General features: G+C 69.8%; 19 protein-coding genes and 1 tRNA gene. 17 read left to right on the forward strand and 3 right to left on the reverse strand.

Translation table 11 applies throughout. The features are described from left to right. The first annotated feature begins 24 nt into the window (after nt 1-24). The 4 genes from BUE44_RS00410 (at nt 25) to BUE44_RS39175 (ending at nt 5,573) form a co-directional block, all read left to right on the forward strand. Nucleotides 25-579, forward strand: coding sequence for a TetR/AcrR family transcriptional regulator (locus tag BUE44_RS00410; protein WP_200804299.1), 555 nt, complete (start codon nt 25-27; stop codon nt 577-579). 131 nt (nt 580-710) lie between these two features. After that, the gene (locus BUE44_RS00415; protein WP_073492331.1) at nt 711-2,150 is read left to right on the forward strand and encodes a DHA2 family efflux MFS transporter permease subunit; all 1,440 of its coding nucleotides are present in this window, start codon (nt 711-713) and stop codon (nt 2,148-2,150) included. Nucleotides 2,151-2,705: 555 nt separating this feature from the next. Then, nucleotides 2,706-3,746, forward strand: a complete 1,041-nt coding sequence (locus tag BUE44_RS00420) for a UDP-N-acetylmuramate dehydrogenase (protein WP_073492333.1) — start codon at nt 2,706-2,708, stop codon at nt 3,744-3,746. Between the two features lie 9 nt (nt 3,747-3,755). Next, nucleotides 3,756-5,573: a helix-turn-helix domain-containing protein gene (locus BUE44_RS39175; protein ID WP_073492334.1), complete on the forward strand. Its 1,818-nt coding sequence runs from the start codon at nt 3,756-3,758 to the stop codon at nt 5,571-5,573. 252 nt (nt 5,574-5,825) lie between these two features. Here the strand turns inward: BUE44_RS39175 and BUE44_RS00430 are convergent, their stop codons facing one another. Continuing rightward, entirely contained in the window at nt 5,826-6,875 is a 1,050-nt protein-coding gene (locus tag BUE44_RS00430; RefSeq protein WP_073492336.1) for an adenosine deaminase, read from the reverse strand. 100 nt (nt 6,876-6,975) lie between these two features. Then, nucleotides 6,976-8,214 (reverse strand): pyridoxal phosphate-dependent aminotransferase, encoded by a 1,239-nt coding sequence (locus BUE44_RS00435; RefSeq protein WP_073492338.1) that lies wholly within the window; start codon nt 8,212-8,214, stop codon nt 6,976-6,978. 233 nt (nt 8,215-8,447) lie between these two features. Between BUE44_RS00435 and BUE44_RS00440 the strand changes: the two genes are divergently transcribed. The 3 genes from BUE44_RS00440 (at nt 8,448) to nusG (ending at nt 9,974) form a co-directional block, all read left to right on the forward strand. Next, nucleotides 8,448-8,520: transfer RNA gene (locus BUE44_RS00440), tRNA-Trp, on the forward strand. 107 nt (nt 8,521-8,627) lie between these two features. Then, nucleotides 8,628-8,912 (forward strand): preprotein translocase subunit SecE, encoded by a 285-nt coding sequence (gene secE, locus BUE44_RS00445; RefSeq protein ID WP_073493338.1) that lies wholly within the window; start codon nt 8,628-8,630, stop codon nt 8,910-8,912. A 138-nt stretch (nt 8,913-9,050) separates the two neighbouring features. Next, on the forward strand, nt 9,051-9,974 hold the full coding sequence (gene nusG, locus BUE44_RS00450) for a transcription termination/antitermination protein NusG (protein WP_073492340.1): 924 nt from the start codon (nt 9,051-9,053) through the stop codon (nt 9,972-9,974). A gap of 87 nt (nt 9,975-10,061) precedes the next feature. On the opposite strand, the gene BUE44_RS00455 is transcribed toward nusG, so the two are convergent. Next, complete coding sequence (locus BUE44_RS00455; RefSeq protein ID WP_073492342.1) at nt 10,062-10,856, reverse strand: SGNH/GDSL hydrolase family protein; 795 nt, start codon at nt 10,854-10,856, stop codon at nt 10,062-10,064. 436 nt (nt 10,857-11,292) lie between these two features. Here BUE44_RS00455 and rplK point away from each other — a divergent pair, with 436 nt between their 5' ends. From rplK to rpsG, 10 genes are all read left to right on the forward strand, one after another. Next, nucleotides 11,293-11,727: a 50S ribosomal protein L11 gene (gene rplK / locus BUE44_RS00460; protein WP_073492345.1), complete on the forward strand. Its 435-nt coding sequence runs from the start codon at nt 11,293-11,295 to the stop codon at nt 11,725-11,727. Between the two features lie 255 nt (nt 11,728-11,982). Continuing rightward, nucleotides 11,983-12,708, forward strand: coding sequence for a 50S ribosomal protein L1 (rplA, locus tag BUE44_RS00465; protein ID WP_073492347.1), 726 nt, complete (start codon nt 11,983-11,985; stop codon nt 12,706-12,708). Nucleotides 12,709-12,916: 208 nt separating this feature from the next. Then, nucleotides 12,917-13,867, forward strand: coding sequence for a hypothetical protein (locus BUE44_RS00470; RefSeq protein ID WP_073492349.1), 951 nt, complete (start codon nt 12,917-12,919; stop codon nt 13,865-13,867). Between the two features lie 306 nt (nt 13,868-14,173). Then, nucleotides 14,174-14,710: a 50S ribosomal protein L10 gene (rplJ, locus tag BUE44_RS00475; RefSeq protein WP_033177774.1), complete on the forward strand. Its 537-nt coding sequence runs from the start codon at nt 14,174-14,176 to the stop codon at nt 14,708-14,710. 137 nt (nt 14,711-14,847) lie between these two features. Further along, nucleotides 14,848-15,234, forward strand: coding sequence for a 50S ribosomal protein L7/L12 (rplL, locus tag BUE44_RS00480; RefSeq protein WP_073492351.1), 387 nt, complete (start codon nt 14,848-14,850; stop codon nt 15,232-15,234). 638 nt (nt 15,235-15,872) lie between these two features. Next, a complete protein-coding gene (gene rpoB, locus BUE44_RS00490; RefSeq protein WP_073492353.1) occupies nt 15,873-19,358 on the forward strand; it encodes a DNA-directed RNA polymerase subunit beta in 3,486 nt (1,161 codons plus the stop codon). Nucleotides 19,359-19,457: 99 nt separating this feature from the next. Next, the gene (locus BUE44_RS00495) at nt 19,458-23,357 is read left to right on the forward strand and encodes a DNA-directed RNA polymerase subunit beta' (RefSeq protein ID WP_073492355.1); all 3,900 of its coding nucleotides are present in this window, start codon (nt 19,458-19,460) and stop codon (nt 23,355-23,357) included. 73 nt (nt 23,358-23,430) lie between these two features. Continuing rightward, nucleotides 23,431-23,928 carry a DUF1707 and DUF4190 domain-containing protein gene (locus BUE44_RS00500; RefSeq protein WP_073492357.1) on the forward strand — a complete coding sequence of 166 codons (498 nt, stop codon included), beginning with the start codon at nt 23,431-23,433 and terminating at the stop codon, nt 23,926-23,928. A 332-nt stretch (nt 23,929-24,260) separates the two neighbouring features. After that, nucleotides 24,261-24,632, forward strand: coding sequence for a 30S ribosomal protein S12 (rpsL, locus tag BUE44_RS00505; RefSeq protein WP_014144289.1), 372 nt, complete (start codon nt 24,261-24,263; stop codon nt 24,630-24,632). Between the two features lie 2 nt (nt 24,633-24,634). Then, nucleotides 24,635-25,105 (forward strand): 30S ribosomal protein S7, encoded by a 471-nt coding sequence (gene rpsG / locus BUE44_RS00510; RefSeq protein WP_073492360.1) that lies wholly within the window; start codon nt 24,635-24,637, stop codon nt 25,103-25,105. The last annotated feature ends 6 nt before the right edge of the window (nt 25,106-25,111 follow it).

Genomic DNA, 25,111 nt, shown 5'->3' on the forward strand with positions numbered 1-25,111 from the left:
TGATTGGCCACTAACTTTCTACCCATGGTCAGGATGAGCGCAGAGGAGCGACGCGAGAGCGTCGTACGCGCGGCGATGAGCGAGTTCGCGCACAGCGGCTACAAGGGGACGTCCACCGAGGCGATCGCCCGCCGCGTGGGCGTCTCGCAGCCGTATCTCTTCCGGCTCTTCCCGAACAAGCAGGCCATCTTCCTCGCCGCGTCCCGCTACTGCTTCGACGGCACCCGCCGGCTGTTCGCCGACGCGGCCGCCGGCGTGCCGCAGGAGGACAAGCTCGAGGCGATGGGGACCGCCTACCAGCGGATGATCCATGACGACCCCGAGCGGCTGCTGATGCAGATGCAGACCTACGTCGCGGTGGCCTCCGCCGAGGCGGCCGGGGATCGCGCCTTCGGCGAGGCGGTGCGGGCGTCCTGGCAGGAACTGTGGGACACCGTCCAGCTCGCCCTCGGCGCGGACGTGGACGAGACCACCACCTTCCTCGCCTACGGGATGCTCATCAACACCCTGGTGTCGCTGGGTTTCCCCGCAGGCCACCGGATCTGGGAGGGCTTCTACGAAGCCGTCAGGCCGGAGTGAGCGAGTGCCGGCCCTTCCCGGTGGCCGGCTGTTTTTTTGCCCGCAAAAGTTAGTCATCAATAACTAACCAGAGTTGACGGAAGCAACCCGGCAGGGGAGCGACCCGACAGGGGAGTAAGGGGAGCACGGCAATGGACCAGCACACCGAGACCCGCAGGCCAGCCACCGCGGCCTGGGCACTTGTGATCACCAGCGTCGCCGGATTCATGGCGGCCCTGGACAACCTCGTCGTCACCACCGCACTGCCGTCCATCCGCAAGGACCTGGGCGGCGCGCTGTCCGACCTCGAATGGACGGTGAACGCCTACACGCTCACCTTCGCCGTGCTGCTGATGTTCGGCGCGTCCCTCGGCGACCGCTTCGGCCGCCGCAAGCTCTTCACGATCGGCCTGTCGATCTTCACCGGGGCGTCCGCCGCCGCGGCCCTCGCGCCCGGCATCAACGAACTCATCGCCTTCCGCGCCGTCCAGGGCGTCGGCGCGGCCATCATGATGCCGCTCACCCTCACCCTGCTCAGCGCGGCCGTCCCCGCCGAGCGCCGCGGTGCCGCCTTCGGCATCTGGGGCGCCGTCAACGGCCTCGCCGTCGCCTCCGGCCCGCTCATCGGCGGCAGCCTGACCGAACACATCTCCTGGCAGTGGATCTTCTGGCTGAACGTCCCGGTCGGCCTGCTGCTGATCCCGCTCGCCCGGCTCCGCTTCGCCGAGTCCACCGCACCTGGCGCGCGCCTCGACGGCCGCGGCACCGCACTGATCAGCCTCGGCCTCTTCGGGATCGTCTTCGCCCTGGTCAACGCCACCTCCCACGGCTGGACCAGCACCCGTGTCCTCGCCGGGCTGATCGGCGGCGCCGTGCTCGTCCTGGCGTTCGTCCGGCACGGCATGACGGCCCGCAACCCGATCCTGCCCATGCGGCTCTTCCGCGGACGGCACTTCACCGCGATCAACGTCTCCAGCGCGCTGATGTTCGCCGGGATGTTCGGGTCGATCTTCCTGCTCAGCCAGTTCCTGCAGACCGTGCTCGGCTACACCCCGACCCAGGCCGGGCTGCGCATGCTGCCCTGGACCGGTATGCCGATGCTCGTCGCGCCCATCGCCGGCTTCCTCTCCGACCGCATCGGCGGCCGCCCCGTCGTCGCCGCCGGGCTCGCACTCCAGGCCATCGGGCTCGGGTGGTTCGCGCTCATCCTCTCGCCCGACGTGTCCTACGTCGCCCAGCTGCCCGCGCTCGTCCTCTCCGGGGCCGGGATGGCGCTCTTCATCGCGCCGGCGACCAGCCTGGTCATGTCCAGCGTCGCGCCGGCCGAGCAGGGGATCGCCTCCGGGGCCAACAACGCGCTGCGTGAAGTCGGAGGAGCGCTCGGGATCGCCGTCCTCGGCTCGATCTTCGCGGCGCAGGGCGGCTACGGGTCCGGTGCGCAGTACGTCGCCGGGCTGACCCCGGCGCTGTGGGTGGGGGCGGCGGTCCTCGCGGCGGCGCTCGTCGTCGCCCTCCTGCTCCCGAGCAAGCCTTCGGGGCGCCCCGGGGCCCCGTCCACCTCCGACGCCCCGTTCCTCCAGCCGGTGGCCTGACCCCTGCCCTTACCGGGGCGGGTGGCCCGGGGGACTTCCCCCGGGCCACCCGCCCCTTTCCCGCGCCCACCCGCGCCACCCACCCCGCGCCTGACGGCGCGGGGTGTTTCCCACCTGCAGCCACCCGTGCAGGTGAGTCCTCGAGTGCACGTCTTCCCGTGCCCCCAAAGAACCCCGGCGGCCGCGCGCCCGCGATCGAGCAGCGCCGGGGGCCGGGGGTCACAGGTCACAGGTCGCGGGGAGTCGGGCCACGGGCCGCAGGTCGCGGGCGTACGGGGTCGGGTCGCGGTTGAACGGGGTCGGGTCCCGGGCGGAAGGATCACAGGTCACGGATCACAGGTCACGGATCACAGGTCACGGGTCGCGGGTCGCGGGTCGGGTTCCGGGTCGGACGGAGGGGGTCGGGGGTGGAGGTGGAGGGGGGCGAAATTGTTCGTATATTTGTGGCGCTCGAAAGGGGCCACCGTCGACGCAGGAGGGTGCCGCGCCGTAAATATGCTAATTTCGCCCCCCTCCACCGGAACCCCCGGCCCCCGGCCCAAATAAGCTGACCCCGTGCACCCTCTCGCCCCGTACACCACCCTCCGCCTCGGCGGCCCCGCCACCCGCCTGCTCACCGCCCGCACGGACGCCGACCTCGTCGCCGCCGTCCGCGACGCCGACTCCCGCGGCGAGCCCGTCCTCCTCATCGGCGGCGGCAGCAACCTCCTCATCGCCGACGAGGGCTTCGACGGCACCGCCGTCCGCATCGCCACCCAGGGCACCACCCTCCGCGGCACGACCCTCGAACTCGCCGCCGGCGAGCCCTGGAGCGACGCCGTGGCCGCGACCGTGCGCGCGGGCCTGGCCGGCATCGAGTGCCTGGCCGGCATCCCCGGCTCGGCCGGCGCGACCCCGATCCAGAACGTCGGCGCCTACGGCCAGGAAGTCTCCAGCACCATCACCGACGTCCTCGCCTACGACCGCAGGACCGCCGAGACGGTCACCCTCCCCGCCGCCGAGTGCGCCTTCTCCTACCGCAGCAGCCGCTTCAAGGAGGACCCGGCCCGCTACGTCGTGCTGCGCGTGCGGTTCGCGCTGGAGGACGCCGGCGGCCTGTCCGCGCCGCTGAAGTACGCGGAGACCGCCCGTGCCCTCGGCGTCGAGCCCGGCGAGCGGGTGCCGCTGGACAAGGCCAGCGCGACGGTGCTCGGGCTGCGCGCGAGCAAGGGCATGGTGCTGGACGAGGCCGACCACGACACCTGGTCGGCCGGCTCCTTCTTCACCAACCCGGTGCTGACCGCCGCCGAATTCGCCGCGTTCCTGGACCGCGTCCACGACCGCCTGGGTCCGGACACGGCGCCGCCGGCCTATCCGGCGGAGGGCGAGCGTACGAAGACGTCCGCGGCCTGGCTGATCGACAAGGCGGGATTCACCAAGGGCTACGGCACGGGCCCGGCCCGTATCTCCGGCAAGCACACGCTCGCGCTGACGAACCGCGGCGCCGCCACCACCGACGACCTGCTCACCCTGGCCCGCGAGGTACGCGACGGCGTCCACGCGGCTTTCGGCGTGACGCTGGTGAACGAGCCGGTGATGGTCGGCGTGCGCCTCTGACCCGGGACCGTGCCCACTCTCGACGCGCTGATCGGCTCGGCGCCCGCCCGGCTCCGCCGCACCGGCCAGGTGCCGGGCGAGGGCGACCGGCAGGTCGTGGGGGTGTGGCCGGCCGACCCGGCGAACACCCCGGCCCGCGAGCGCGGCTGGCGCGACGTGCTGGCCGTGCTGGAGCCGGAGCAGGAGCAGGCCCCTGACGTCGGCGCGCTGGCGCAGGCGGGCGCGGCGGCGCTGGCCGTCGGCGAGCCGGCCCCGCCCGGGATACTGGCGGCCGCCGCCCGGCACCGGCTGCCGGTGCTGCTGGCCGACAAGGACATGTGCACGGTGCCGCGGCTCGCGCAGCTGCTCGCCGACCGGGAGGCGGCGGCCGGCCGCCGCGCCCAGGAGCTGCTGGAGAGTGCCAAGCAGCTCTCGACGGCGCCCGGCAGCGCGGCCGGAGTGCTGCGCTGGCTGGCGCGGATGACCGGCGGCCAGGCCGTCCTGCTCGCCCCGCACCGCCCCGCGCCCCCGCTCAGCGGCGGCCTGCGGCTGCCGGCCGACCGGATCGCGGCGCTGACCGACGGCACGACGCAGGCCGCAGCGGCGGACGTGGGGGCGTGGACGGTACGGCTGTACGCCCTCGGCCCGGCGGCGCCGCACCACGTGCTGGCGGTGGCGCGGGCCCGGGAGGCCGGCTGGCCGCAGCCGGCCACGGAGGCGGTGACGATGGCGGAGGTGCTGCTGTCGTCGTGGCTGCGGCTGCGGGCCGCGGTGGACGGCGAGCGGGCGCCGATACGTTCCTCGGTGCTGCAGATGCTGATGGCGGGCCAGGTGCTGGCGGCCAGGCGGGCGGCGCACCCGCTGGGGATGAGCCCGGCGGTGCTCGGCGCGGACGGGGAGGTGCGCGTCTACGTGGTCGGCGGCCGGGCCGCCCACCGGGACACGCTGGTGTCGGCCTGCCATTACCACCTGGGCGACGAGGGGCTCGTCGTCGGATGCCCGGTCGACGAGGACCAGGTGATCATCGTCGCGACGCCCGACGCGCCCACGGAGGCGCTGCTGCGCGACCTGGTCACCCGCCGGGAGGGCTTCCGGCTCGGGGCGAGCCGCCCGGTGCCGCTGGAGGGCGTCGCGGAGGCGCACGGCGAGGCGACACGGGCGCTGGCCGCGGCCGGCACCCACGCGGACCGCTTCGCGGTCTTCACGCCGGACGTCGAACTCGTACGCATCCTGCCGCCCGCGGCGGCGGCCCGGTGGGCGGCGGCGCTGCTGGCCCCGCTGGACACCTGGCCGCACGCCCGCCGGGCGGAGTGGCTGGACGGGATGCGGATGTGGCTGGCGTACGGCCCGATCGGCGCGGCCCGCCTGGCCGGTTACCACCGCAACACGGCGCGGCAGCGGGCGGAGGCGGTGGGGCGGCTGCTCGGCCTCGACCTCGCCCGGCTCGCCGACCGGATACGGCTCGACCTGGCCCTGCGGATAGCCGCGCTGGACGGACCCGCCCCCGGACCTGCGCAAGGACCCGTCCCCGATCTCGGCGAGCTGCTGGCGGGAGACGGCCCGCGGCGCTGGGCCGAGGAGTATCTCGGCCGGCTGGACGGGGATCTGCTGCCGACGGTGCTGACGTGGATCGAATCCGGCCAGCACACGCCGAGCGCGGCGGCCCGTCTCGGGGTGCACCCGAAGACGGTGGCGGCCCGGGTGCGCCGGGCGGAGGCGCAGGTGCGCCAGCCGCTGGTCCCGCACCCCGAGGCGCGGGGCGCGACCCCGGAGTCGGCGAACGGGGTGAGCGGGGTGCACGATCTCGCCCTGGCCGCGCACATCACCCGGGCGCTCAGCCTAGGGTGAGGGCCGGCGCGAAGCGTCACGGCCCGTGCCCCACCGCACACCAGGTGTACCGGATGTGCGCCGGATGGCCACCCGATGTGCATCGGGAGCGCCCCCGAGGCCGCGGCTGTGCATCCGGGCAGATGCGCGGGAGGCCGTCGGCGTGGTTCCTTGCTTGGCGGGGGTCTCGCCCGGACCGTCACGGGGGCGGGCGAGACCAGGGGGGCCGAGCCGGGACACCGGTGGCTCGGGGGAGTCAGGGACGGCGGCGCGTCAGCGCGCCCAGGCGTCGATCCCGCCCAGCATCCGCTCGCGCACCTCGTCCGGCGCCCGGGAGGCGCGTACCGACTGGCGGGCCAGTTCCGCCAGCTCCTGGTCGGTGAAGCCGTGGACGTCACGGGCGAGTTCGTACTGCGCGGCCAGCCGGGAGCCGAAGAGCAGCGGGTCGTCGGCGCCGAGCGCCATCGGGACGCCGGCGTCGTAGAGCAGCCGCAGCGGTACGTCCTGGGGCTTGTCGTAGACGCCGAGGGCGACGTTGGACGCCGGGCAGACCTCGCAGGTGACGCCGGACTCGGCGAGCCGGCGGACCAGTCGCGGGTCCTCGGCGGCGCGCACGCCGTGGCCGATGCGCTGCGCGCCCAGGTCGTCCAGGCAGTCGCGGACGCTGGCGGGCCCGGCGAGTTCCCCGCCGTGCGGGGCGGCGAGCAGGCCGCCGTCCCGGGCGATGGCGAAGGCGCGGTCGAAATCGCGGGCCAGGCCCCGGCGTTCGTCGTTGGACAGGCCGAAGCCGACGACGCCCTGGTCGGCGTAGCGGACCGCGAGCCTGGCCAGCGTGCGGGCGTCCAGCGGGTGCTTCATGCGGTTCGCGGCGACCACGACGGCCATGCCGACGCCGGTGTCGCGGGAGGCGGTGCGGACCGCGTCGAGGATGATCTCCATGGTGGGGATGAGCCCGCCGAGCCGGGGGGCGTAGGAGGTCGGGTCGACCTGGATCTCCAGCCAGCCGGAGCCGTCGGCGGCGTCCTCCTGCGCGGCCTCGCGCACCAGCCGGTGGATGTCCTCCGGGGTGCGCAGGCAGGAGCGGGCGGCGTCGTAGAGCCGCTGGAAGCGGAACCAGCCGCGCTCGTCGGTGGCCCGCAGCTTCGGCGGCTCGCCCGAGGTGAGCGCCTCCGGCAGGTGCACGCCGTGCTTGTCGGCCAGCTCAAGGAGGGTGGCCGGGCGCATGGAGCCGGTGAAGTGCAGATGGAGATGTGCCTTGGGGAGGTGCCGGATGTCCCGGCCGCCAGGGCCCGGGTCCGACCCCGTACGTACGTCGCTTGCCATTCCAAGATCCTGCTATAGGTCGGCCCCCGCTCGGAACCAGTTTCTCCGAACGGGGGCTTGCCCGTACAGGCAGCCGACGGCCGGGCGGCCGGCGGCCGGGTCAGTGCGTGGCTTCGCCGAGCAGCTTCTGCATCCGCGAGACGCCCTCGACCAGGTCCTCGTCGCCGAGCGCGTAGCTGAGCCGGAGGTAGCCGGGGGTGCCGAAGGCCTCGCCGGGGACGACGGCGACCTCGGCCTCGTCCAGGATGAGGGCGGCCAGCTCCACCGAGTCGGCCGGGCGCTTGCCGCGGATGTCCTTGCCGAGCAGGGCCTTCACCGACGGGTAGACGTAGAAGGCGCCCTCGGGGGTCGGGCAGACGACGCCGTCGATCTCGTTGAGCATCCGCACGATGGTCTGGCGGCGGCGGTCGAAGGCGGTGCGCATCTCGGCGACCGCGTCGAGGTTGCCGGTGACGGCGGCCAGCGCGGCGACCTGGGCGACGTTGTTCACGTTCGAGGTGGCGTGCGACTGGAGGTTGGTCGCGGCCTTGACGACGTCCTTGGGGCCGACGATCCACCCGACCCGCCAGCCGGTCATGGCGTACGTCTTGGCCACGCCGTTGACGACGATGCACTTGTCGCGCAGCTCGGGGACGAGCGCGGGCATCGAGCTGAAGGTGGCGTCGCCGTAGACGAGGTGCTCGTAGATCTCGTCGGTGAGGACCCACAGCCCGTGCTCGACGGCCCAGCGGCCGATCGCCTCGGTGTCCTCGCGGCTGTAGACGGCGCCGGTGGGGTTGGACGGCGAGACGAAGAGCACCACCTTCGTCCGCTCGGTGCGGGCCGCCTCCAGCTGCTCCAGCGTGACCCGGTAGCCGGTGGTCTCGTCGGCCACGACCTCGACGGGGACGCCGCCCGCGAGCCGGATCGACTCGGGGTAGGTGGTCCAGTACGGAGCGGGCACGATGACCTCGTCGCCCGGGTCGAGCACGGCGGCGAAGGCCTCGTAGATGGCCTGCTTGCCGCCGTTGGTGACCAGCACCTGCGAGGCGTCGACCTCGTACCCCGAGTCGCGGAGCGTCTTGGCGGCGATGGCCGCCTTCAGCTCCGGCAGCCCGCCGGCCGGGGTGTAGCGGTGGTACGTGGGGTTGCGGCAGGCGTCGGCGGCGGCGTCGACGATGTAGCCGGGCGTCGGGAAGTCGGGCTCGCCGGCGCCGAAGCCGATCACCGGGCGCCCGGCGGCCTTGAGGGCCTTGGCCTTGGCGTCCACGGCGAGGGTGGCGGACTCGGAGATCGAGCCGATACGGACCGACACCCGCCGGTCGCTTGCGGGGGGTACAGAAGGAGTGGCTGCGCTCATGACTGCATGCTCCCAGACCCCGGGACCGCACGGCACCGGGGTTTGACAGCGCACCGGCGTCCGGTCGCCCGCCGGGGCCCGACCCCGATTCCGGGTGGCCCGCGGCTGATCTTCGCGGGGACTGAGGCAACTCCCGTGCAAGGCGTTCGACGGAAGGCCTCAGAACACGTACACTCAACCGTCGATGGCCCTCCCGGCGATGTCGCCTGCGGTACGTTGGGAGTGTCTGTCGAAGGGTCGTAGCTCAATTGGTAGAGCACTGGTCTCCAAAACCAGCGGTTGGGGGTTCAAGTCCCTCCGGCCCTGCTCCACACGTCCGACCTGGACGTGGGCAGGCAGATAAGCACTCGCCGTACCGCGCGACGGGCGCGGCACGGCCACGACCCGGAGTCAGGTGAGGACGAGTGACTGAGATCACGGACTCCATCGAGGTCCCTGAGCCTGACGCGACTCAGGACGACAAGGACTCCGACCGGAAGCCCCGCCGCGGTGGTAAGCGCGGCAAGAAGGGCCCGCTCGGTCGCCTCGCGCTTTTCTACCGCCAGATCATTGCGGAGCTCCGCAAGGTCGTCTGGCCCACCCGCAACGACCTCACCACGTACACCACTGTGGTGATTGTCTTCGTTGTGGTCGTCATCGGGTTCGTGGCCGTGGTTGACTGGGGCTTCGGGAAGCTTATTTCCGCCGTTTTCGGCTGAGCCGTCCGCCGGCCGGTCCGTCTTCGGCTGGGTCCCCGGGCCGCTGGTCCCTGGGTCCCGCCAGTCCGCGCGGAGGGCGCAGGCCGCTGGCCGCCCCGCCCGCAGTGCCACCTTTGAAGTCAGGAAGAAGCAGTCACCGTGTCTGACCCGAACGTGTACGACGCCGACGAGTCCGTCGAGGGCGCCGAAACCGCGCTCGACATCGTCGAGGCCGCCGACGGCGACGTCGACCAGGCGGCTGCCGCCGACCTGGCCGAGGGAGAACCCGCCGAGCAGGCCGCCGTCCACGAATCGGAAGAGGACGACTCCGAGGAGTCCGCCGCCGACGAGTCCGCGGAATCGGATGCCGGCGAGGACGAGGACGAGTCCAAGAGCGAGGACGAGTCCGAGGACGACGACGAGTCCAAGGACGACGAGGATGGCGAGGAGGCAGCGGCCCCGCTGACCCCCGTCGACGCGGTGGCGGCCTTCCGCGAGGAGCTGCGTACGCTCCCGGGCGAGTGGTACGTGATCCACACCTACGCGGGCTACGAGAACCGGGTGAAGTCCAACCTGGAGCAGCGTGCCGTCTCGCTGAACGTCGAGGAGTACATCTACCAGGCCGAGGTCCCGCAGGAGGAAGTCGTTCAGATCAAGAACGGCGACCGCAAGACCATCCGGCAGAACAAGCTCCCCGGCTACGTCCTGGTCCGCATGGACCTGACCAACGAGTCCTGGGGCGTCGTCCGCAACACCCCCGGCGTCACCGGCTTCGTGGGCAACGCGTACGACCCGTACCCGCTGACCCTGGACGAGATCGTCAAGATGCTCGCCCCCGAGGTCGAGGCGGCCGCCGAGGCCGCGGCCATCGCCGAGGGCACCGCCCAGCCCCGCAAGGTCGAGGTCCAGGTCCTGGACTTCGAGGTCGGCGACTCGGTCACCGTCACCGACGGTCCCTTCGCCACCCTCCAGGCCACGATCAACGAGATCAACCCCGACTCGAAGAAGGTCAAGGGCCTGGTCGAGATCTTCGGCCGCGAGACCCCGGTCGAGCTGAGCTTCGACCAGATCCAGAAGAACTGACGCTGAAGAACTGACCCCAGCGCTCACCCGAGCCCCCGCTCCCCGTCATGGGAGCGGGGGCTCGGGCGTGTGCGGAGGGGGCGCCGGTCAGTTCTTGGCGTTCAGGACCGGGAGGTAGCCGGCCGAGTGCCCGGTGGCGGTGGGGTGGTAGGACTCCCAGCTGGGGGAGATGACCAGGGAGTGCAGGTAGTCGTCGCCCGAGCAGAGTTCGTGGCCCTTGAAGGTGGAGCGGACGTCGCCGAAGGCGAAGCCGTGGGCGGCCGCGACGGACGCGGTGGTGGTGTCGAGGACGTCGGCCGCCTCGTCGATCTTCTGGTGCTTGGTGGCGCTGAGCCCTATGCAGAAGACGTTGAGGGTGTAGATGTCCGGGTAGCCGAGGACGACGACGTGGGCGTTGGGCGCCTTGGCGTGGATGGCGTTGTAGACGGTGTCGAGGCGCCCGGGCAGGGTGCTCCTGACGAAGGCCTCGGCGGTGTTGACCCGGCTGACGCAGGTGCTGTCGGAGCCGGTCACGCAGGTGGTGATGACGTCGGAGAAGCCCGCGTCGTTGCCGCCTATGGTGATCGTGACCAGGCCGGTGGAGGCGCTGAGCCCGCCGAGCTGGCTGCCCGTCACGTCGCTGGTCACCGCACCGGAGCAGGCGGCGAAGGTGAAGGAGGACGGGCTGTGGGCGCTGGCCCACAGTGCCGGGTACGCGCTGTTGCTGCGGTGGCAGTCGCCACTGGAGCTGATGTAGTTGCCGGCACCGTTCCCGGCCGAGTACGAGTCTCCGAGTGCGACGTACGCCGGTCCTGCGGCTTGTGCGGGACCGGTCAGCACCAGCGCGCCCACGAGGGCGGATGCGAGTGCGGCGATGGCGGCGAAAGGCCTGGTCAGTCTCACGGAACCTCCAAGTGGGGGACGCTGCCCCCACTTGGTACCAGCCGGTAGCCGGTGCGGGAAGTGTTCATGCCAAGAATTCTCCCCGCGTAGACCGTAATTTCAGCTACCGCCGGCGCTGATACGGGTGCATCGGGTGAGCTTTCCGATCACTCGTGGGGCGGTGAGTCGCGCCAACGCGCGCCGGTTGTACGGCGGATACGCCGCCCGCTCGGCGCGGTGGCGACAACGCGGCGGCAGGGGGCGGGAGTTGGCTCAGGCTGCCCGGCGTGCGGGGGCGCGAGAGGGTCACCCTCCGTAGTGCACGCGATGCGCTGCGTGCGCTACGGAGGGTGACCCAGGCCGGCGGATTTCAGAGCCGGGCGCATTACCCGCTATCGTGGTGCGGTATGCCTGCTCGCAGGCACGGAAAAACTCTCAACAGGACCCGGAGAGAGCAATGCCTCCCAAGAAGAAGAAGGTCACGGGGCTGATCAAGCTCCAGATCAACGCCGGTGCGGCCAACCCGGCTCCGCCGGTCGGACCCGCGCTGGGTCAGCACGGCGTGAACATCATGGAATTCTGCAAGGCCTACAACGCGGCGACCGAGTCGCAGCGCGGCATGGTGATCCCGGTGGAGATCACGGTCTACGACGACCGTTCCTTCACCTTCATCACCAAGACGCCGCCGGCGGCCAAGCTGATCCTGAAGGCCGCGGGCGTGGACAAGGGCTCCGGCGAGCCGCACGTCAAGAAGGTCGCCAAGCTCAGCCGCGCGCAGGTGCGGGAGATCGCCACGACGAAGCTCCCCGACCTGAACGCGAACGACCTCGACGCCGCCGAGAAGATCATCGCCGGTACTGCCCGCTCGATGGGTATCACGGTCGAGGGCTGACGCCCGAGCTCGCGCAGTGGCCGGCCGAGGAACGAGGCCGTCCGCGGAGCGAGTGAGCAGGAAGCCCGAACGAAAGCGTCGAGGGCTGACGCCCGAGCTCGCGCAGTGGCCGGCCGAGGAACGAGGCCGTCCGCGGAGCGAGTGAGCAGGAAGCCCGAGCGAGATCGTCGAAGCTGACGTTCACCCCCTGGCACCACTGTGGAAGGGCCGGCTCGGCCCGTACCACGACTCCGTCACGACAACAGGAGCACGCACGTGAGCAAGCGCAGCAAGTCTCTCCGCGCTGCGGACGCCAAGATCGACCAGGAGCGCCTGTACGCGCCCCTGGAGGCTGTCCGTCTCGCCAAGGAGACCGCGACCACCAAGTTCGACTCGACCGTCGAGGTCGCCTTCCGCCTGGGTGTCGACCCGCGCAAGGCCGACCAGATGGTCCGTGGCACCGTGAACCTTCCGCACGGCACCGGCAAGACCGCCCGGGTCCTGGTCTTCGCGACCGGTGACCGTGCTGCGGCCGCGGAAGCCGCGGGAGCCGACATCGTCGGCTCCGACGAACTCATCGACGAGGTGGCGAAGGGCCGGCTGGACTTCGACGCCGTCGTCGCCACCCCGGACCTCATGGGCAAGGTCGGCCGCCTCGGCCGCGTCCTCGGCCCGCGTGGTCTGATGCCGAACCCGAAGACCGGCACCGTGACGCCCGACGTGGCGAAGGCGGTCACCGAGATCAAGGGCGGCAAGATCGAATTCCGCGTCGACAAGCACTCCAACCTGCACTTCATCATCGGCAAGGTCTCCTTCGACGAGACCCTCCTGGTGGAGAACTACGCAGCGGCGCTGGACGAGATCCTGCGGCTCAAGCCGTCCGCGGCCAAGGGTCGTTACGTCAAGAAGGCTGCCGTGTCCACCACCATGGGCCCCGGCATCCAGATCGACCCCAACCGCACCCGCAACCTCCTGGTCGAGGAGGACCCGGCGTCGGTCTGACGCCCGGGCGCGAACACCGGCGCCCCGCACCCCCGGTCTCCCGGGGGTGCGGGGCGCTTTCGCGTGCCGCCGGCCACCCGCCCGCTGCCCAATCTCCGGCCGCACGCAACAGCCCCGCCACAACCCGCCTGGCGGCCTTGTCACCGGCGTGCGTTAGTGTTCCGCTGGTTCAACGGGGGCACGTGGTCCCCGTGAGGGGGAGTGGGTCATGAGCGCAGTCAAGGGGATCACGGGGATCAGGGGCGGGGTGGCGGCCGGGGTCGCCGTCGCGTCGGTGCTGGCGCTCGCGGCCTGCGGGCCGCTGGGGACGTCGGCGGACAAGTCGAAGGACAAGCCGGCCGCTACCGGGGCGCCGGCGAGCACCGCCGGGAAGGACTCCCGGTCCTCGGGGGTCGCGCACGCGGTCGACGCGCTGGACCTGGTCAAGAAGACCACCACCGGGGTGCACTCGGCCAAGGTCGAGTCGGACATATCGATCGGCAGCACGGTGTCGATGAACAGCAAGGGCGCGATCGACTGGGGGCACGGCCTGGTGGGCGCCATGGCGATCACGTACACCGGCGGCAGCGCGGCGGACTCGTTGCGGCAGGCCGGCGTGCCGGCCACCATGAGCGCGCGGTACCTGCCGGACGCGTACTACGTGAACATGGGGTCCGTGATGGCCACGCAGCTCGGTGGCAAGCACTGGATCAGGTACGGCTACGACGACATGGCCAAGCTCAGCAATGTCGCGGGGTCGTACATGAAGGACACGATCCAGAACAACAACCCGGTCAAGAGCGTGGACGCGGCACTGGCGGCGCCGAACAGCCGGGTCGTGGGGACCGAGACGGTCAGGGGTGTGCGCGCGACGCACTACACGGCCACGGTCGACGTCCAGGCGATGGTCGGCAGCGCGACCCACGGCATGACGGCCGCGGAGCGGTCGCAGCTGAAGGCCACCCTGACCAAGGCCGGTATCTCCTCGGAGACCGTCGACCTGTGGGTGTCGAAGGACAACCTCCCGGTGGAGGCCGTCGTCACGGCGGACACCAAGACCGGCCTGATGAAGACGACCACCTACTACTCGGACTTCGGCACCTCGGTGACCGCCCGGCCGCCGGCCGCGTCCGACACCGTCGACTTCGCCGACGTCATGAACAAGGCGAAGAACAACTGAGGGTCGGCGGACAGCTGGGGATCGGCAGGGGTCCCGCGGGCGATTTGCTCCGCGGGGCCACGGTCCCGTAGTCTTCCCGAGAAGCCAAAGACCGCTGGTCGTCGTCGTGCCCCGAAAAGGGTGGGACGACCGAAGGATCCGCTGGATGCGGACGGCCCGCGCAGGTGATTCGTGGATGATCTCCGGAGCCCGAGAGGGATTCGTTGAGTCACGCCCCGTGCGCCTGCGCCGGGGCGTTCGTTTTTGCCACGTAGCCTCCTTCAATTCCGTGCGGTCCGCAATCACCCCGGAAGGAGGCCGAGACTCATGGCGAGGCCTGACAAGGCTGCCGCGGTTGCCGAGTTGACGGATCAGTTCCGCTCCTCGAACGCCGCTGTGCTGACCGAGTACCGCGGTCTCACCGTGGCGCAGCTCAAGACGCTGCGCCGTTCGCTCGGTGAGAACGCCACGTACGCCGTGGTGAAGAACACGCTGACCAAGATCGCGGCCAACGAGGCCGGGATCAACCAGCTGGACGACCTGTTCGCGGGTCCGTCCGCTGTCGCCTTCGTGACCGGTGACCCGGTCGAGGCGGCGAAGGGTCTGCGCGACTTCGCCAAGGACAACCCCGCTCTCGTCATCAAGGGCGGTGTCCTTGACGGCAAGGCGCTGTCCGCCGACGAGATCAAGAAGCTTGCGGACCTCGAGTCCCGCGAGGTTCTGCTCGCCAAGCTGGCGGGTGCCATGAAGGCCAAGCAGTCGCAGACTGCCGCGCTCTTCCAGGCGCTCCCCTCGAAGTTCGTCCGCACCGCGGAGGCGCTTCGTGCCAAGAAGGCCGAGGCCGAGCAGGGCGGTGCCGAGTAATTCGGCTCGCACGATGACCGGTGCCGCAGGGCACCGGTCGTGGGTCGGCGCCACCAGGCACCGGCCGACGCGGGCCGACCGTACGCCCGCCGACTTGTACATCCGGCACCTGCCGATTTAGTGGAAGGACCGCCCTCATGGCGACCAAGCTCAGCCAGGACGAACTGCTCGCCCAGTTCGAGACCCTCACCCTCATCGAGCTCGCCGAGTTCGTGAAGGCCTTCGAGGAGAAGTTCGACGTCACCGCCGCCGCGCCGGTCGCCGTCGCCGCCGGTGGCGGCGCTGCCGCGCCCGCCGAGGCCGTCGAGGAGCAGGACGAGTTCGACGTCGTCCTCACCGCCGCCGGTGACAAGAAGATCCAGGTCATCAAGGTCGTGCGCGAGCTGACCTCGCTGGGCCTGAAGGAGGCCAAGGACCTCGTGGACGGCGCTCCCAAGCCCGTCCTGGAGAAGGTCACCAAGGAGGCCGCGGAGAAGGGCGCAGAGTCGCTCAAGGCCGCCGGCGCCTCGGTCGAGGTCAAGTAACACCCTGTCACTCAGGTGACACCCGGAGCTTGTGCTCCACCCGCCGCAGGGCGGCCACCCGAAAGGGTGGCCGCCCTCGGTCGTTCCCGGGTCCGGCGGCGGGCCGCCGCGTCGCTGTCGTACCCCCCGGGTAGTGTGTTCCTCCTGCTGAGAGCACGTCCGCAGGGCTGGGGCCTTGACGTATGGCACGCGGCGCGCAATTCTCAGACGCGCCGCAGACTGCCGCGGACTTCGGCTCAGGCCCGGTCGAGGTTCGACCGGAGCCCGGTCGAGGTTCGGTCCAGGTTCGGTCGTGGTCCGATGCATGGATCGGCGGCGATGCGGGAATGCATGGCTATGCAGCAGGACGCAGCACGACGGCAGGGTTGACGGACGCGGTCCCAGGTTCCGAGGCTGGGGCCCGCCAGACGGGCGGAGGGGGCGACGATTCGGTACTCCGAATCTCAGCTCTGGACATCAGTGTGCCAAATGGCTACACTGACCCTTTGCGCTGCCTGTTAGCTGCTGCCTGGCCCGTCACCAGGAGCATGCCCACGTCTGAGAGCTGCTGAAGAGACCCGTCATCAGGGTTTTCTTCTGGTCCTCAGGGGCGGACCGGTACGCGCGTAGTGAGTCCGAGCCCTCGGAAGGACCCCCTCTTGGCCGCCTCGCGCAACGCCTCGACCACCAATTCGAACAACGGCGCCAGCACCGCTCCGCTGCGCATCTCCTTCGCGAAGATCCGTGAACCGCTCGAAGTTCCGAACCTCCTCGCGCTTCAGACCGAGAGCTTTGACTGGCTGCTCGGCAATGCCGCGTGGAAGGCTCGGGTCGAGGCGGCCCTGGACAGCGGGCAGGACGTCCCCAGGAAGTCAGGTCTTGAGGAGATCTTCGAGGAGATCTCTCCGATCGAGGACTTCTCCGGGTCGATGTCGCTCACTTTCCGTGACCACCGCTTCGAGCCGCCGAAGAACTCGCTCGACGAGTGCAAGGAGCGCGACTTCACGTACGGCGCCCCGCTCTTCGTCACCGCGGAGTTCACCAACAACGAGACCGGCGAGATCAAGTCCCAGACGGTCTTCATGGGCGACTTCCCGCTGATGACCAACAAGGGCACCTTCTGCATCAACGGCACCGAGCGTGTCGTCGTCTCGCAGCTGGTCCGCTCGCCCGGCGTCTACTTCGACAGCTCCATCGACAAGACGTCCGACAAGGACATCTTCTCCGCCAAGATCATCCCCTCCCGGGGTGCCTGGCTGGAGATGGAGATCGACAAGCGCGACATGGTCGGTGTCCGCATCGACCGCAAGCGCAAGCAGTCGGTCACGGTGCTGCTCAAGGCCCTCGGCTGGAGCACCGAGCAGATCCTGGAGGAGTTCGGCGAGTACGAGTCGATGCGCGCCACCCTGGAGAAGGACCACACCCAGGGCCAGGACGACGCGCTGCTCGACATCTACCGCAAGCTGCGCCCGGGCGAGCCGCCGACCAAGGAGGCCGCCCAGACGCTGCTGGAGAACCTCTACTTCAACCCCAAGCGCTACGACCTGGCGAAGGTCGGCCGCTACAAGGTCAACAAGAAGCTCGGTGCCGACGAGCCGCTGGACGCCGGCGTGCTCACCACCGACGACATCCTCGCCACGATCAAGTACCTGGTGAAGCTGCACGCCGGTGAGACCGAGACGGTCGGCGAGTCGGGCCGCTCGATCATGGTCGAGACCGACGACATCGACCACTTCGGCAACCGCCGCATCCGCAACGTCGGCGAGCTGATCCAGAACCAGGTCCGTACGGGTCTCGCCCGTATGGAACGTGTTGTGCGCGAGCGCATGACCACCCAGGACGTCGAGGCGATCACGCCGCAGACGCTGATCAACATCCGGCCGGTCGTCGCCTCCATCAAGGAGTTCTTCGGCACCAGCCAGCTGTCGCAGTTCATGGACCAGACGAACCCGCTGTCGGGCCTGACCCACAAGCGCCGGCTCAACGCGCTGGGCCCCGGTGGTCTGTCCCGTGAGCGGGCCGGCTTCGAGGTCCGTGACGTGCACCCGTCGCACTACGGCCGGATGTGCCCGATCGAGACGCCGGAAGGCCCGAACATCGGTCTGATCGGCTCGCTGGCCTCCTACGGGCGGGTCAACGCGTTCGGCTTCATCGAGACGCCGTACCGCAAGGTCGTCGAGGGCGTCGTCACCGACGACGTCGACTACCTGACCGCCGACGAGGAGGACCGCTTCGTCATCGCGCAGGCCAACGCGCCGCTGACCGAGGACATGCGGTACGCCGAGTCCCGCGTCCTGGTCCGCCGCCGTGGCGGCGAGATCGACTACATCCCCGGTGACGACGTCGACTACATGGACGTCTCGCCGCGCCAGATGGTGTCGGTCGCGACCGCGATGATCCCGTTCCTGGAGCACGACGACGCCAACCGCGCCCTGATGGGCGCCAACATGATGCGCCAGGCCGTGCCGCTGATCAAGGCCGAGGCGCCGCTGGTCGGCACCGGCATGGAGTACCGCTGCGCGGTCGACGCCGGCGACGTGATCAAGGCCGAGAAGGACGGTGTGGTCCAGGAGGTCTCCGCCGACTACGTCACGGTGACCAACGACGACGGTACGTACACCACCTACCGGGTCGCGAAGTTCTCCCGCTCCAACCAGGGCACGTCCTTCAACCAGAAGGTCGTCGTCAACGAGGGCGACCGGGTGGCCGTGGGCCAGGTGCTGGTCGACGGTCCGTCGACCGAGGCCGGCGAGATGGCGCTCGGCAAGAACCTGCTGGTCGCGTTCATGCCGTGGGAGGGCCACAACTACGAGGACGCGATCATCCTGTCGCAGCGCCTCGTGCAGGACGACGTCCTGTCCTCGATCCACATCGAGGAGCACGAGGTCGACGCCCGTGACACCAAGCTCGGCCCCGAGGAGATCACCCGGGACATCCCGAACGTCTCCGAGGAGGTCCTCGCGGACCTGGACGAGCGCGGCATCATCCGGATCGGCGCCGACGTGGTCGCCGGCGACATCCTGGTCGGCAAGGTCACCCCGAAGGGCGAGACCGAGCTGACCCCGGAGGAGCGGCTGCTGCGGGCGATCTTCGGCGAGAAGGCCCGCGAGGTCCGCGACACCTCCCTCAAGGTCCCGCACGGCGAGGTCGGCAAGATCATCGGCGTCCGGGTCTTCGACCGCGAGGAGGGCGACGAGCTGCCGCCCGGTGTGAACCAGCTGGTGCGCGTGTACGTGGCGCAGAAGCGGAAGATCACCGACGGCGACAAGCTCGCCGGACGCCACGGCAACAAGGGCGTCATCTCCAAGATCCTGCCCGTCGAGGATATGCCGTTCCTCGAGGACGGCAGCCCGGTCGACATCATCCTCAACCCGCTCGGCGTCCCGTCCCGGATGAACCCGGGACAGGTGCTGGAGATCCACCTCGGCTGGCTCGCGAAGCAGGGCTGGGACGTCTCCGGTGTCGCCGACGAGTGGGCCCGCCGCCTGGAGGCGATCGACGCCCACCGGGTCGAGCCCGGCACCAACGTGGCGACGCCGGTCTTCGACGGCGCCCGGGAGGACGAGATCCGCGGACTGTTCGAGTCCACGATCCCGAACCGCGACGGCGACCGCATGGTGCTGCCGTCCGGCAAGGCACGGCTCTTCGACGGCCGCTCCGGCGAGCCGTTCCCCGAGCCGGTCTCGATCGGTTACATGTACATCCTGAAGCTGCACCACCTGGTGGACGACAAGCTGCACGCCCGGTCCACCGGTCCGTACTCGATGATCACCCAGCAGCCGCTGGGTGGTAAGGCGCAGTTCGGCGGGCAGCGATTCGGCGAGATGGAGGTGTGGGCGCTGGAGGCGTACGGCGCCGCATACGCGCTCCAGGAACTGCTGACCATCAAGTCCGACGACGTTCTCGGCCGCGTGAAGGTCTACGAGGCCATCGTCAAGGGCGAGAACATCCCCGAGCCCGGCATTCCCGAGTCCTTCAAGGTGCTCATCAAGGAAATGCAGTCGCTGTGCCTCAACGTGGAGGTGCTGTCCTCGGACGGCATGTCCATCGAGATGCGCGACACCGACGAGGACGTGTTCCGCGCCGCGGAAGAGCTCGGAATCGACCTGTCCCGGCGCGAGCCGAGCAGCGTCGAAGAGGTCTGACGGGTTGCCGCCCGGACCCCTTTGGAAGGGGAGCCCGGGCGGCCCCCACGACCCGTTCAGACCATTTGAGAATCAACCCTGAGAGGGATTGACGACACAGTGCTCGACGTCAACTTCTTCGACGAGCTGCGGATCGGCCTCGCCACCGCGGACGACATCCGGACCTGGTCCCACGGCGAAGTGAAGAAGCCGGAGACCATCAACTACCGCACCCTCAAGCCGGAAAAGGACGGGCTCTTCTGCGAGAAGATCTTCGGCCCCACCCGGGACTGGGAGTGCTACTGCGGCAAGTACAAGCGGGTTCGCTTCAAGGGCATCATCTGCGAGCGCTGCGGCGTCGAGGTCACTCGCGCCAAGGTGCGCCGTGAGCGGATGGGCCACATCGAGCTCGCCGCCCCCGTCACCCACATCTGGTACTTCAAGGGTGTCCCGTCGCGTCTGGGATACCTGCTCGACCTCGCCCCGAAGGACCTGGAGAAGGTCATCTACTTCGCGGCGTACATGATCACCTGGGTGGACGACGAGCGCCGCACCCGTGACCTGCCCTCGCTGGAGGCCCAGGTCTCGGTGGAGCGCCAGCAGGTCGAGCAGCGCCGTGACGCGGACGTCGAGGGCCGGCAGAAGAAGCTGGAAGCCGACCTCGGCGAGCTGGAGAACGAGGGCGCCAAGGCCGACGTCCGCCGCAAGGTCCGTGAAGGCGCCGAGCGTGAGATGAAGCAGCTGCGCGACCGCGCGCAGCGCGAGATCGACCGCCTCGACGAGGTGTGGGCCCGCTTCAAGAACCTCAAGGTCCAGGACCTGGAGGGCGACGAGCTGCTCTACCGCGAGCTGCGCGACCGCTTCGGCACGTACTTCCAGGGTTCGATGGGTGCCGCGGCGCTGCAGAAGCGCCTGGAGTCCTTCGACCTGGAGCAGGAGGCCGAGCGCCTCCGCGAGATCATCCGTACCGGCAAGGGCCAGAAGAAGACCCGGGCGCTCAAGCGCCTCAAGGTCGTCTCCGCGTTCCTGCAGACCACCAACAAGCCCAACGGCATGGTGCTGGACTGCGTCCCGGTGATCCCGCCGGACCTGCGTCCGATGGTGCAGCTGGACGGTGGCCGCTTCGCGACCTCCGACCTGAACGACCTGTACCGCCGCGTGATCAACCGCAACAACCGCCTGAAGCGGCTTCTCGACCTCGGCGCGCCCGAGATCATCGTGAACAACGAGAAGCGCATGCTCCAGGAGGCCGTGGACGCGCTCTTCGACAACGGCCGCCGCGGCCGCCCGGTCACCGGACCCGGCAACCGCCCGCTGAAGTCGCTGTCCGACATGCTCAAGGGCAAGCAGGGCCGCTTCCGGCAGAACCTGCTCGGCAAGCGCGTCGACTACTCCGCCCGTTCGGTGATCGTCGTCGGCCCGCAGCTCAAGCTGCACCAGTGCGGCCTGCCCAAGGCCATGGCGCTGGAGCTCTTCAAGCCGTTCGTGATGAAGCGCCTGGTGGACCTGAACCACGCGCAGAACATCAAGTCGGCCAAGCGCATGGTCGAGCGCGGCCGTACGGTCGTCTACGACGTGCTGGAAGAGGTCATCGCCGAGCACCCGGTGCTGCTGAACCGTGCGCCGACCCTGCACCGCCTGGGCATCCAGGCCTTCGAGCCGCAGCTGGTCGAGGGCAAGGCCATCCAGATCCACCCGCTGGTCTGCACCGCCTTCAACGCGGACTTCGACGGTGACCAGATGGCCGTGCACCTTCCGCTGTCCGCGGAGGCGCAGGCCGAGGCCCGCATCCTGATGCTGTCCTCGAACAACATCCTCAAGCCGGCCGACGGCCGCCCGGTCACCATGCCGACCCAGGACATGGTGCTCGGCCTGTTCTTCCTGACCACGGACTCCGAGGAGCGCCAGGTCATCGGAGAGGGCCGGGCCTTCGGCTCCACCGCCGAGGCGATCATGGCCTTCGACAACCGTGAGCTGTCGATGCAGGCGCCGGTCGACATCCGCTTCCCGGTGGGCACCGTCCCGCCGCGCGGCTGGCTGCCGCCGGAGCCCGGCGAGGGCGAGCAGCCCTACCAGCTCGGCGACAGCTTCCGGCTGCGGACGACCCTGGGCCGTGCGCTCTTCAACGAGCTGCTGCCCGAGGACTACCCGTTCGTGGACTACGCGGTCGGCAAGAAGCAGCTCTCCGAGATCGTCAACGACCTCGCCGAGCGCTACCCGAAGGTCATCGTGGCGGCGACGCTCGACAACCTGAAGGCGTCGGGCTTCCACTGGGCGACCCGTTCCGGTGTCACCGTCTCGGTCACCGACATCGTGGTGCCGGAGGCGAAGAAGGCGATCATCGCGTCCTACGAGGCACAGGACGAGAAGGTCCAGAAGCAGTACGAGCGCGGCCTGATCACCAAGCAGGAGCGCTCGGACGAGCTGATCAACATCTGGACCAAGGCGACCAACGAGGTCGCCGCGGCGATGAACGCCAACTTCCCGAAGACGAACCCGATCTTCATGATGGTCGACTCGGGCGCCCGCGGAAACATGATGCAGATGCGTCAGATCGCGGGTATGCGTGGCCTGGTCTCGAACGCCAAGAACGAGACCATCCCGCGGCCCATCAAGGCGTCCTTCCGTGAGGGCCTGTCCGTGCTGGAGTACTTCATCTCCACCCACGGTGCCCGTAAGGGTCTGGCCGACACCGCGCTGCGTACCGCCGACTCGGGTTACCTGACCCGTCGTCTGGTGGACGTCTCGCAGGACGTGATCATCCGTGAGGAGGACTGCGGCACCGAGCGCGGTCTGAAGCTGCGGATCGCGGAGCGCGGCCAGGACGGCGCGCTGCGCAAGGCGGACGACGTCGAGACCAGCGTGTACGCGCGGATGCTCGCCGAGGACGTCGTGGTGGACGGCAAGGTCATCGCGCCGGCCAACGTCGACCTGGGCGACGTGCTGATCGACCAGCTCGTGCGGCACGGCGTCGAAGAGGTCAAGACCCGCTCGATCCTCACCTGCGAGTCGGCCGTCGGTACGTGCGCGTACTGCTACGGGCGCTCGCTGGCCACCGGCAAGCTGGTGGACATCGGCGAGGCGGTCGGCATCATCGCCGCCCAGTCGATCGGTGAGCCCGGCACCCAGCTGACGATGCGTACCTTCCACACCGGTGGTGTGGCCGGTGACGACATCACGCAGGGTCTGCCGCGTGTCGTCGAGCTGTTCGAGGCCCGTGTCCCGAAGGGTGTCGCCCCGATCTCCGAGGCGGCCGGCCGGGTGCGGATCGAGGAGACCGAGAAGACCAAGAAGCTCGTCGTCACCCCCGACGACGGCTCCGAGGAGCTGGCCTACCCGATCTCCAAGCGCGTCAAGCTGCAGGTGGGCGAGGGCGACCACGTCGAGGTCGGCCAGAAGCTCACCTACGGTGCGACCAACCCGCACGACGTGCTGCGGATCCTGGGCCAGCGCCAGGTGCAGATCCACCTGGTCGCCGAGGTGCAGAAGGTCTACAACTCGCAGGGTGTGTCGATCCACGACAAGCACATCGAGATCATCATCCGGCAGATGCTGCGCCGGGTGACGATCATCGAGTCCGGCGACGCCGAGCTGCTGCCCGGCGAGCTGGTCGAGCGCGGCCGGTTCGAGACCGAGAACCGGCGGGTCGTCTCCGAGGGCGGTCACCCGGCCTCGGGTCGTCCGCAGCTGATGGGTATCACCAAGGCGTCGCTGGCCACCGAGTCGTGGCTGTCGGCGGCGTCCTTCCAGGAGACCACCCGGGTGCTGACCGACGCGGCGATCCACGCCAAGTCGGACTCGCTGCTGGGCCTGAAGGAGAACGTCATCATCGGCAAGCTCATCCCGGCCGGTACGGGCCTGTCCCGCTACCGCAACATCCGGGTGGAGCCGACCGAGGAGGCCAAGGCCGCGATGTACTCGGCCGTCGGCTACGACGACATCGACTACAGCCCGTTCGGCACCGGCTCCGGCCAGGCCGTCCCGCTGGAGGACTACGACTACGGCCCGTACAACGGCTGACGGTCCGCCTTCCCGGCACATCGCAGAGCGGTCGCTCCCCACGGGGGCGGCCGCTCTGCGGCATCATGGAGACATGCTGGCCGGTGATGCGGATCGGGAGAGAGCGGTGAGCGTCCTCAAGGACGCCTTCGCCGAGGGGCGGCTCAAGCAGCCGGAGTACGAGGACCGGGTGGGCCTGGTCTACCAGTCCCGTACGTACGAGGAGTTGGACCGGCTCACGGCGGACATTCCCACGCCGGTGGCGCCGCCGCCGGTGATGCCGCCGGGCCTGCTGCAGGGGGCCTACCTGCCGGGGGCGGCGCCGTACGTCACCATGGAGCCGAGGGTCCCGTCGACCAACGGGCAGGCCGTGGCGTCGCTGGTGTGCGGCATATGCGGTGCCTTCACGATGGGGTTGGCGGCGATCCCGGCGGTGATCCTCGGCCACCGGGCCAAGAAGGAGATCCGCAGGACCGGCCAGCAGGGCGAGGGCATGGCGATCGCCGGGCTGATCCTGGGGTATCTGACCCTCGCGGGCTTCGGGGCGATCATGGCCCTGGTCACGGTGTTCGCCGTGGTGGGCGGCTCGTGACGTGCTGCGGCCCGTGGGTACGGTGTGACCGGCCCGGACGGTTGACGGGGGAGATCGGCTGCCGGGCGGCCGGGAGCAGGCCCGTATCCAGCCCGTATGCAGGTGTTTTGACCGCAGCCGATGCGGTAGGTAGGCTCTGACCTTGTGCCTGGGGTGTGCCCGGGTTCTCGCGCGTGCCATGTGACCGGGCGAGGGCACCGAGGCCGCGACACCCGCCGTACGCACTTCCCGATCTGTTCCCGGGGATGTGTGGGGTCCGCGACACACCCGACCGCGTGGGTCGGTCCCCAGGTTAGATTTATCGAGATCGGCACACAGAAACCGGAGAAACGGTGCCTACGATCCAGCAGCTGGTCCGAAAGGGCCGGCAGGACAAGGTCGAGAAGAACAAGACGCCCGCGCTGAAGGGTTCCCCGCAGCGTCGTGGCGTCTGCACGCGTGTGTACACGACCACCCCGAAGAAGCCGAACTCGGCCCTGCGCAAGGTCGCGCGTGTGCGCCTTACCAGTGGTATCGAGGTCACCGCTTACATCCCGGGCGAGGGCCACAACCTGCAGGAGCACTCGATCGTGCTCGTGCGTGGCGGTCGTGTGAAGGACCTGCCGGGTGTTCGCTACAAGATCATCCGTGGCTCCCTCGACACGCAGGGCGTCAAGAACCGTAAGCAGGCTCGCAGCCGCTACGGCGCCAAGAAGGAGAAGTAAGAATGCCTCGTAAGGGCCCCGCCCCGAAGCGCCCGGTCATCATCGACCCGGTTTACGGCTCCCCGCTGGTGACGTCGCTCGTCAACAAGATCCTCCTGCACGGCAAGCGCTCCACTGCTGAGCGCATCGTGTACGGCGCTCTGGAAGGCGTGCGCGAGAAGGCCGGTGCCGACCCGGTCATCACGCTCAAGCGCGCTCTGGAGAACATCAAGCCGACCCTTGAGGTCAAGTCCCGCCGCGTCGGCGGTGCGACCTACCAGGTGCCGGTCGAGGTCCGTCCGGGCCGCCAGAACACGCTGGCGCTGCGCTGGATGGTCGGGTACTCCCGCGCCCGCCGCGAGAAGACCATGACCGAGCGCCTCATGAACGAGATCCTCGACGCCAGCAATGGCCTGGGCGCCTCCGTGAAGCGCCGCGAGGACACGCACAAGATGGCCGAGTCCAACAAGGCCTTCGCGCACTACCGCTGGTAGTCACCA

The organism is Actinacidiphila paucisporea (assembly GCF_900142575.1).
GTDB classification, from domain to species: Bacteria; Actinomycetota; Actinomycetes; order Streptomycetales; family Streptomycetaceae; genus Actinacidiphila; species Actinacidiphila paucisporea.

Coding starts and splice junctions, on each gene's coding strand:
- BUE44_RS00410 (WP_200804299.1), top strand. CDS start 25: ATGGTCAGGATGAGCGCAGAGGAGCGACGCGAGAGCGTCGTACGCGCG.
- BUE44_RS00415 (WP_073492331.1), top strand. CDS start 711: ATGGACCAGCACACCGAGACCCGCAGGCCAGCCACCGCGGCCTGGGCA.
- BUE44_RS00430 (WP_073492336.1), bottom strand. CDS start 6,875: ATGGCAAGCGACGTACGTACGGGGTCGGACCCGGGCCCTGGCGGCCGG.
- BUE44_RS00435 (WP_073492338.1), bottom strand. CDS start 8,214: ATGAGCGCAGCCACTCCTTCTGTACCCCCCGCAAGCGACCGGCGGGTG.
- rplK (WP_073492345.1), top strand. CDS start 11,293: ATGCCTCCCAAGAAGAAGAAGGTCACGGGGCTGATCAAGCTCCAGATC.
- BUE44_RS00470 (WP_073492349.1), top strand. CDS start 12,917: ATGAGCGCAGTCAAGGGGATCACGGGGATCAGGGGCGGGGTGGCGGCC.
- rplJ (WP_033177774.1), top strand. CDS start 14,174: ATGGCGAGGCCTGACAAGGCTGCCGCGGTTGCCGAGTTGACGGATCAG.
- rplL (WP_073492351.1), top strand. CDS start 14,848: ATGGCGACCAAGCTCAGCCAGGACGAACTGCTCGCCCAGTTCGAGACC.
- BUE44_RS00500 (WP_073492357.1), top strand. CDS start 23,431: ATGCTGGCCGGTGATGCGGATCGGGAGAGAGCGGTGAGCGTCCTCAAG.
- rpsG (WP_073492360.1), top strand. CDS start 24,635: ATGCCTCGTAAGGGCCCCGCCCCGAAGCGCCCGGTCATCATCGACCCG.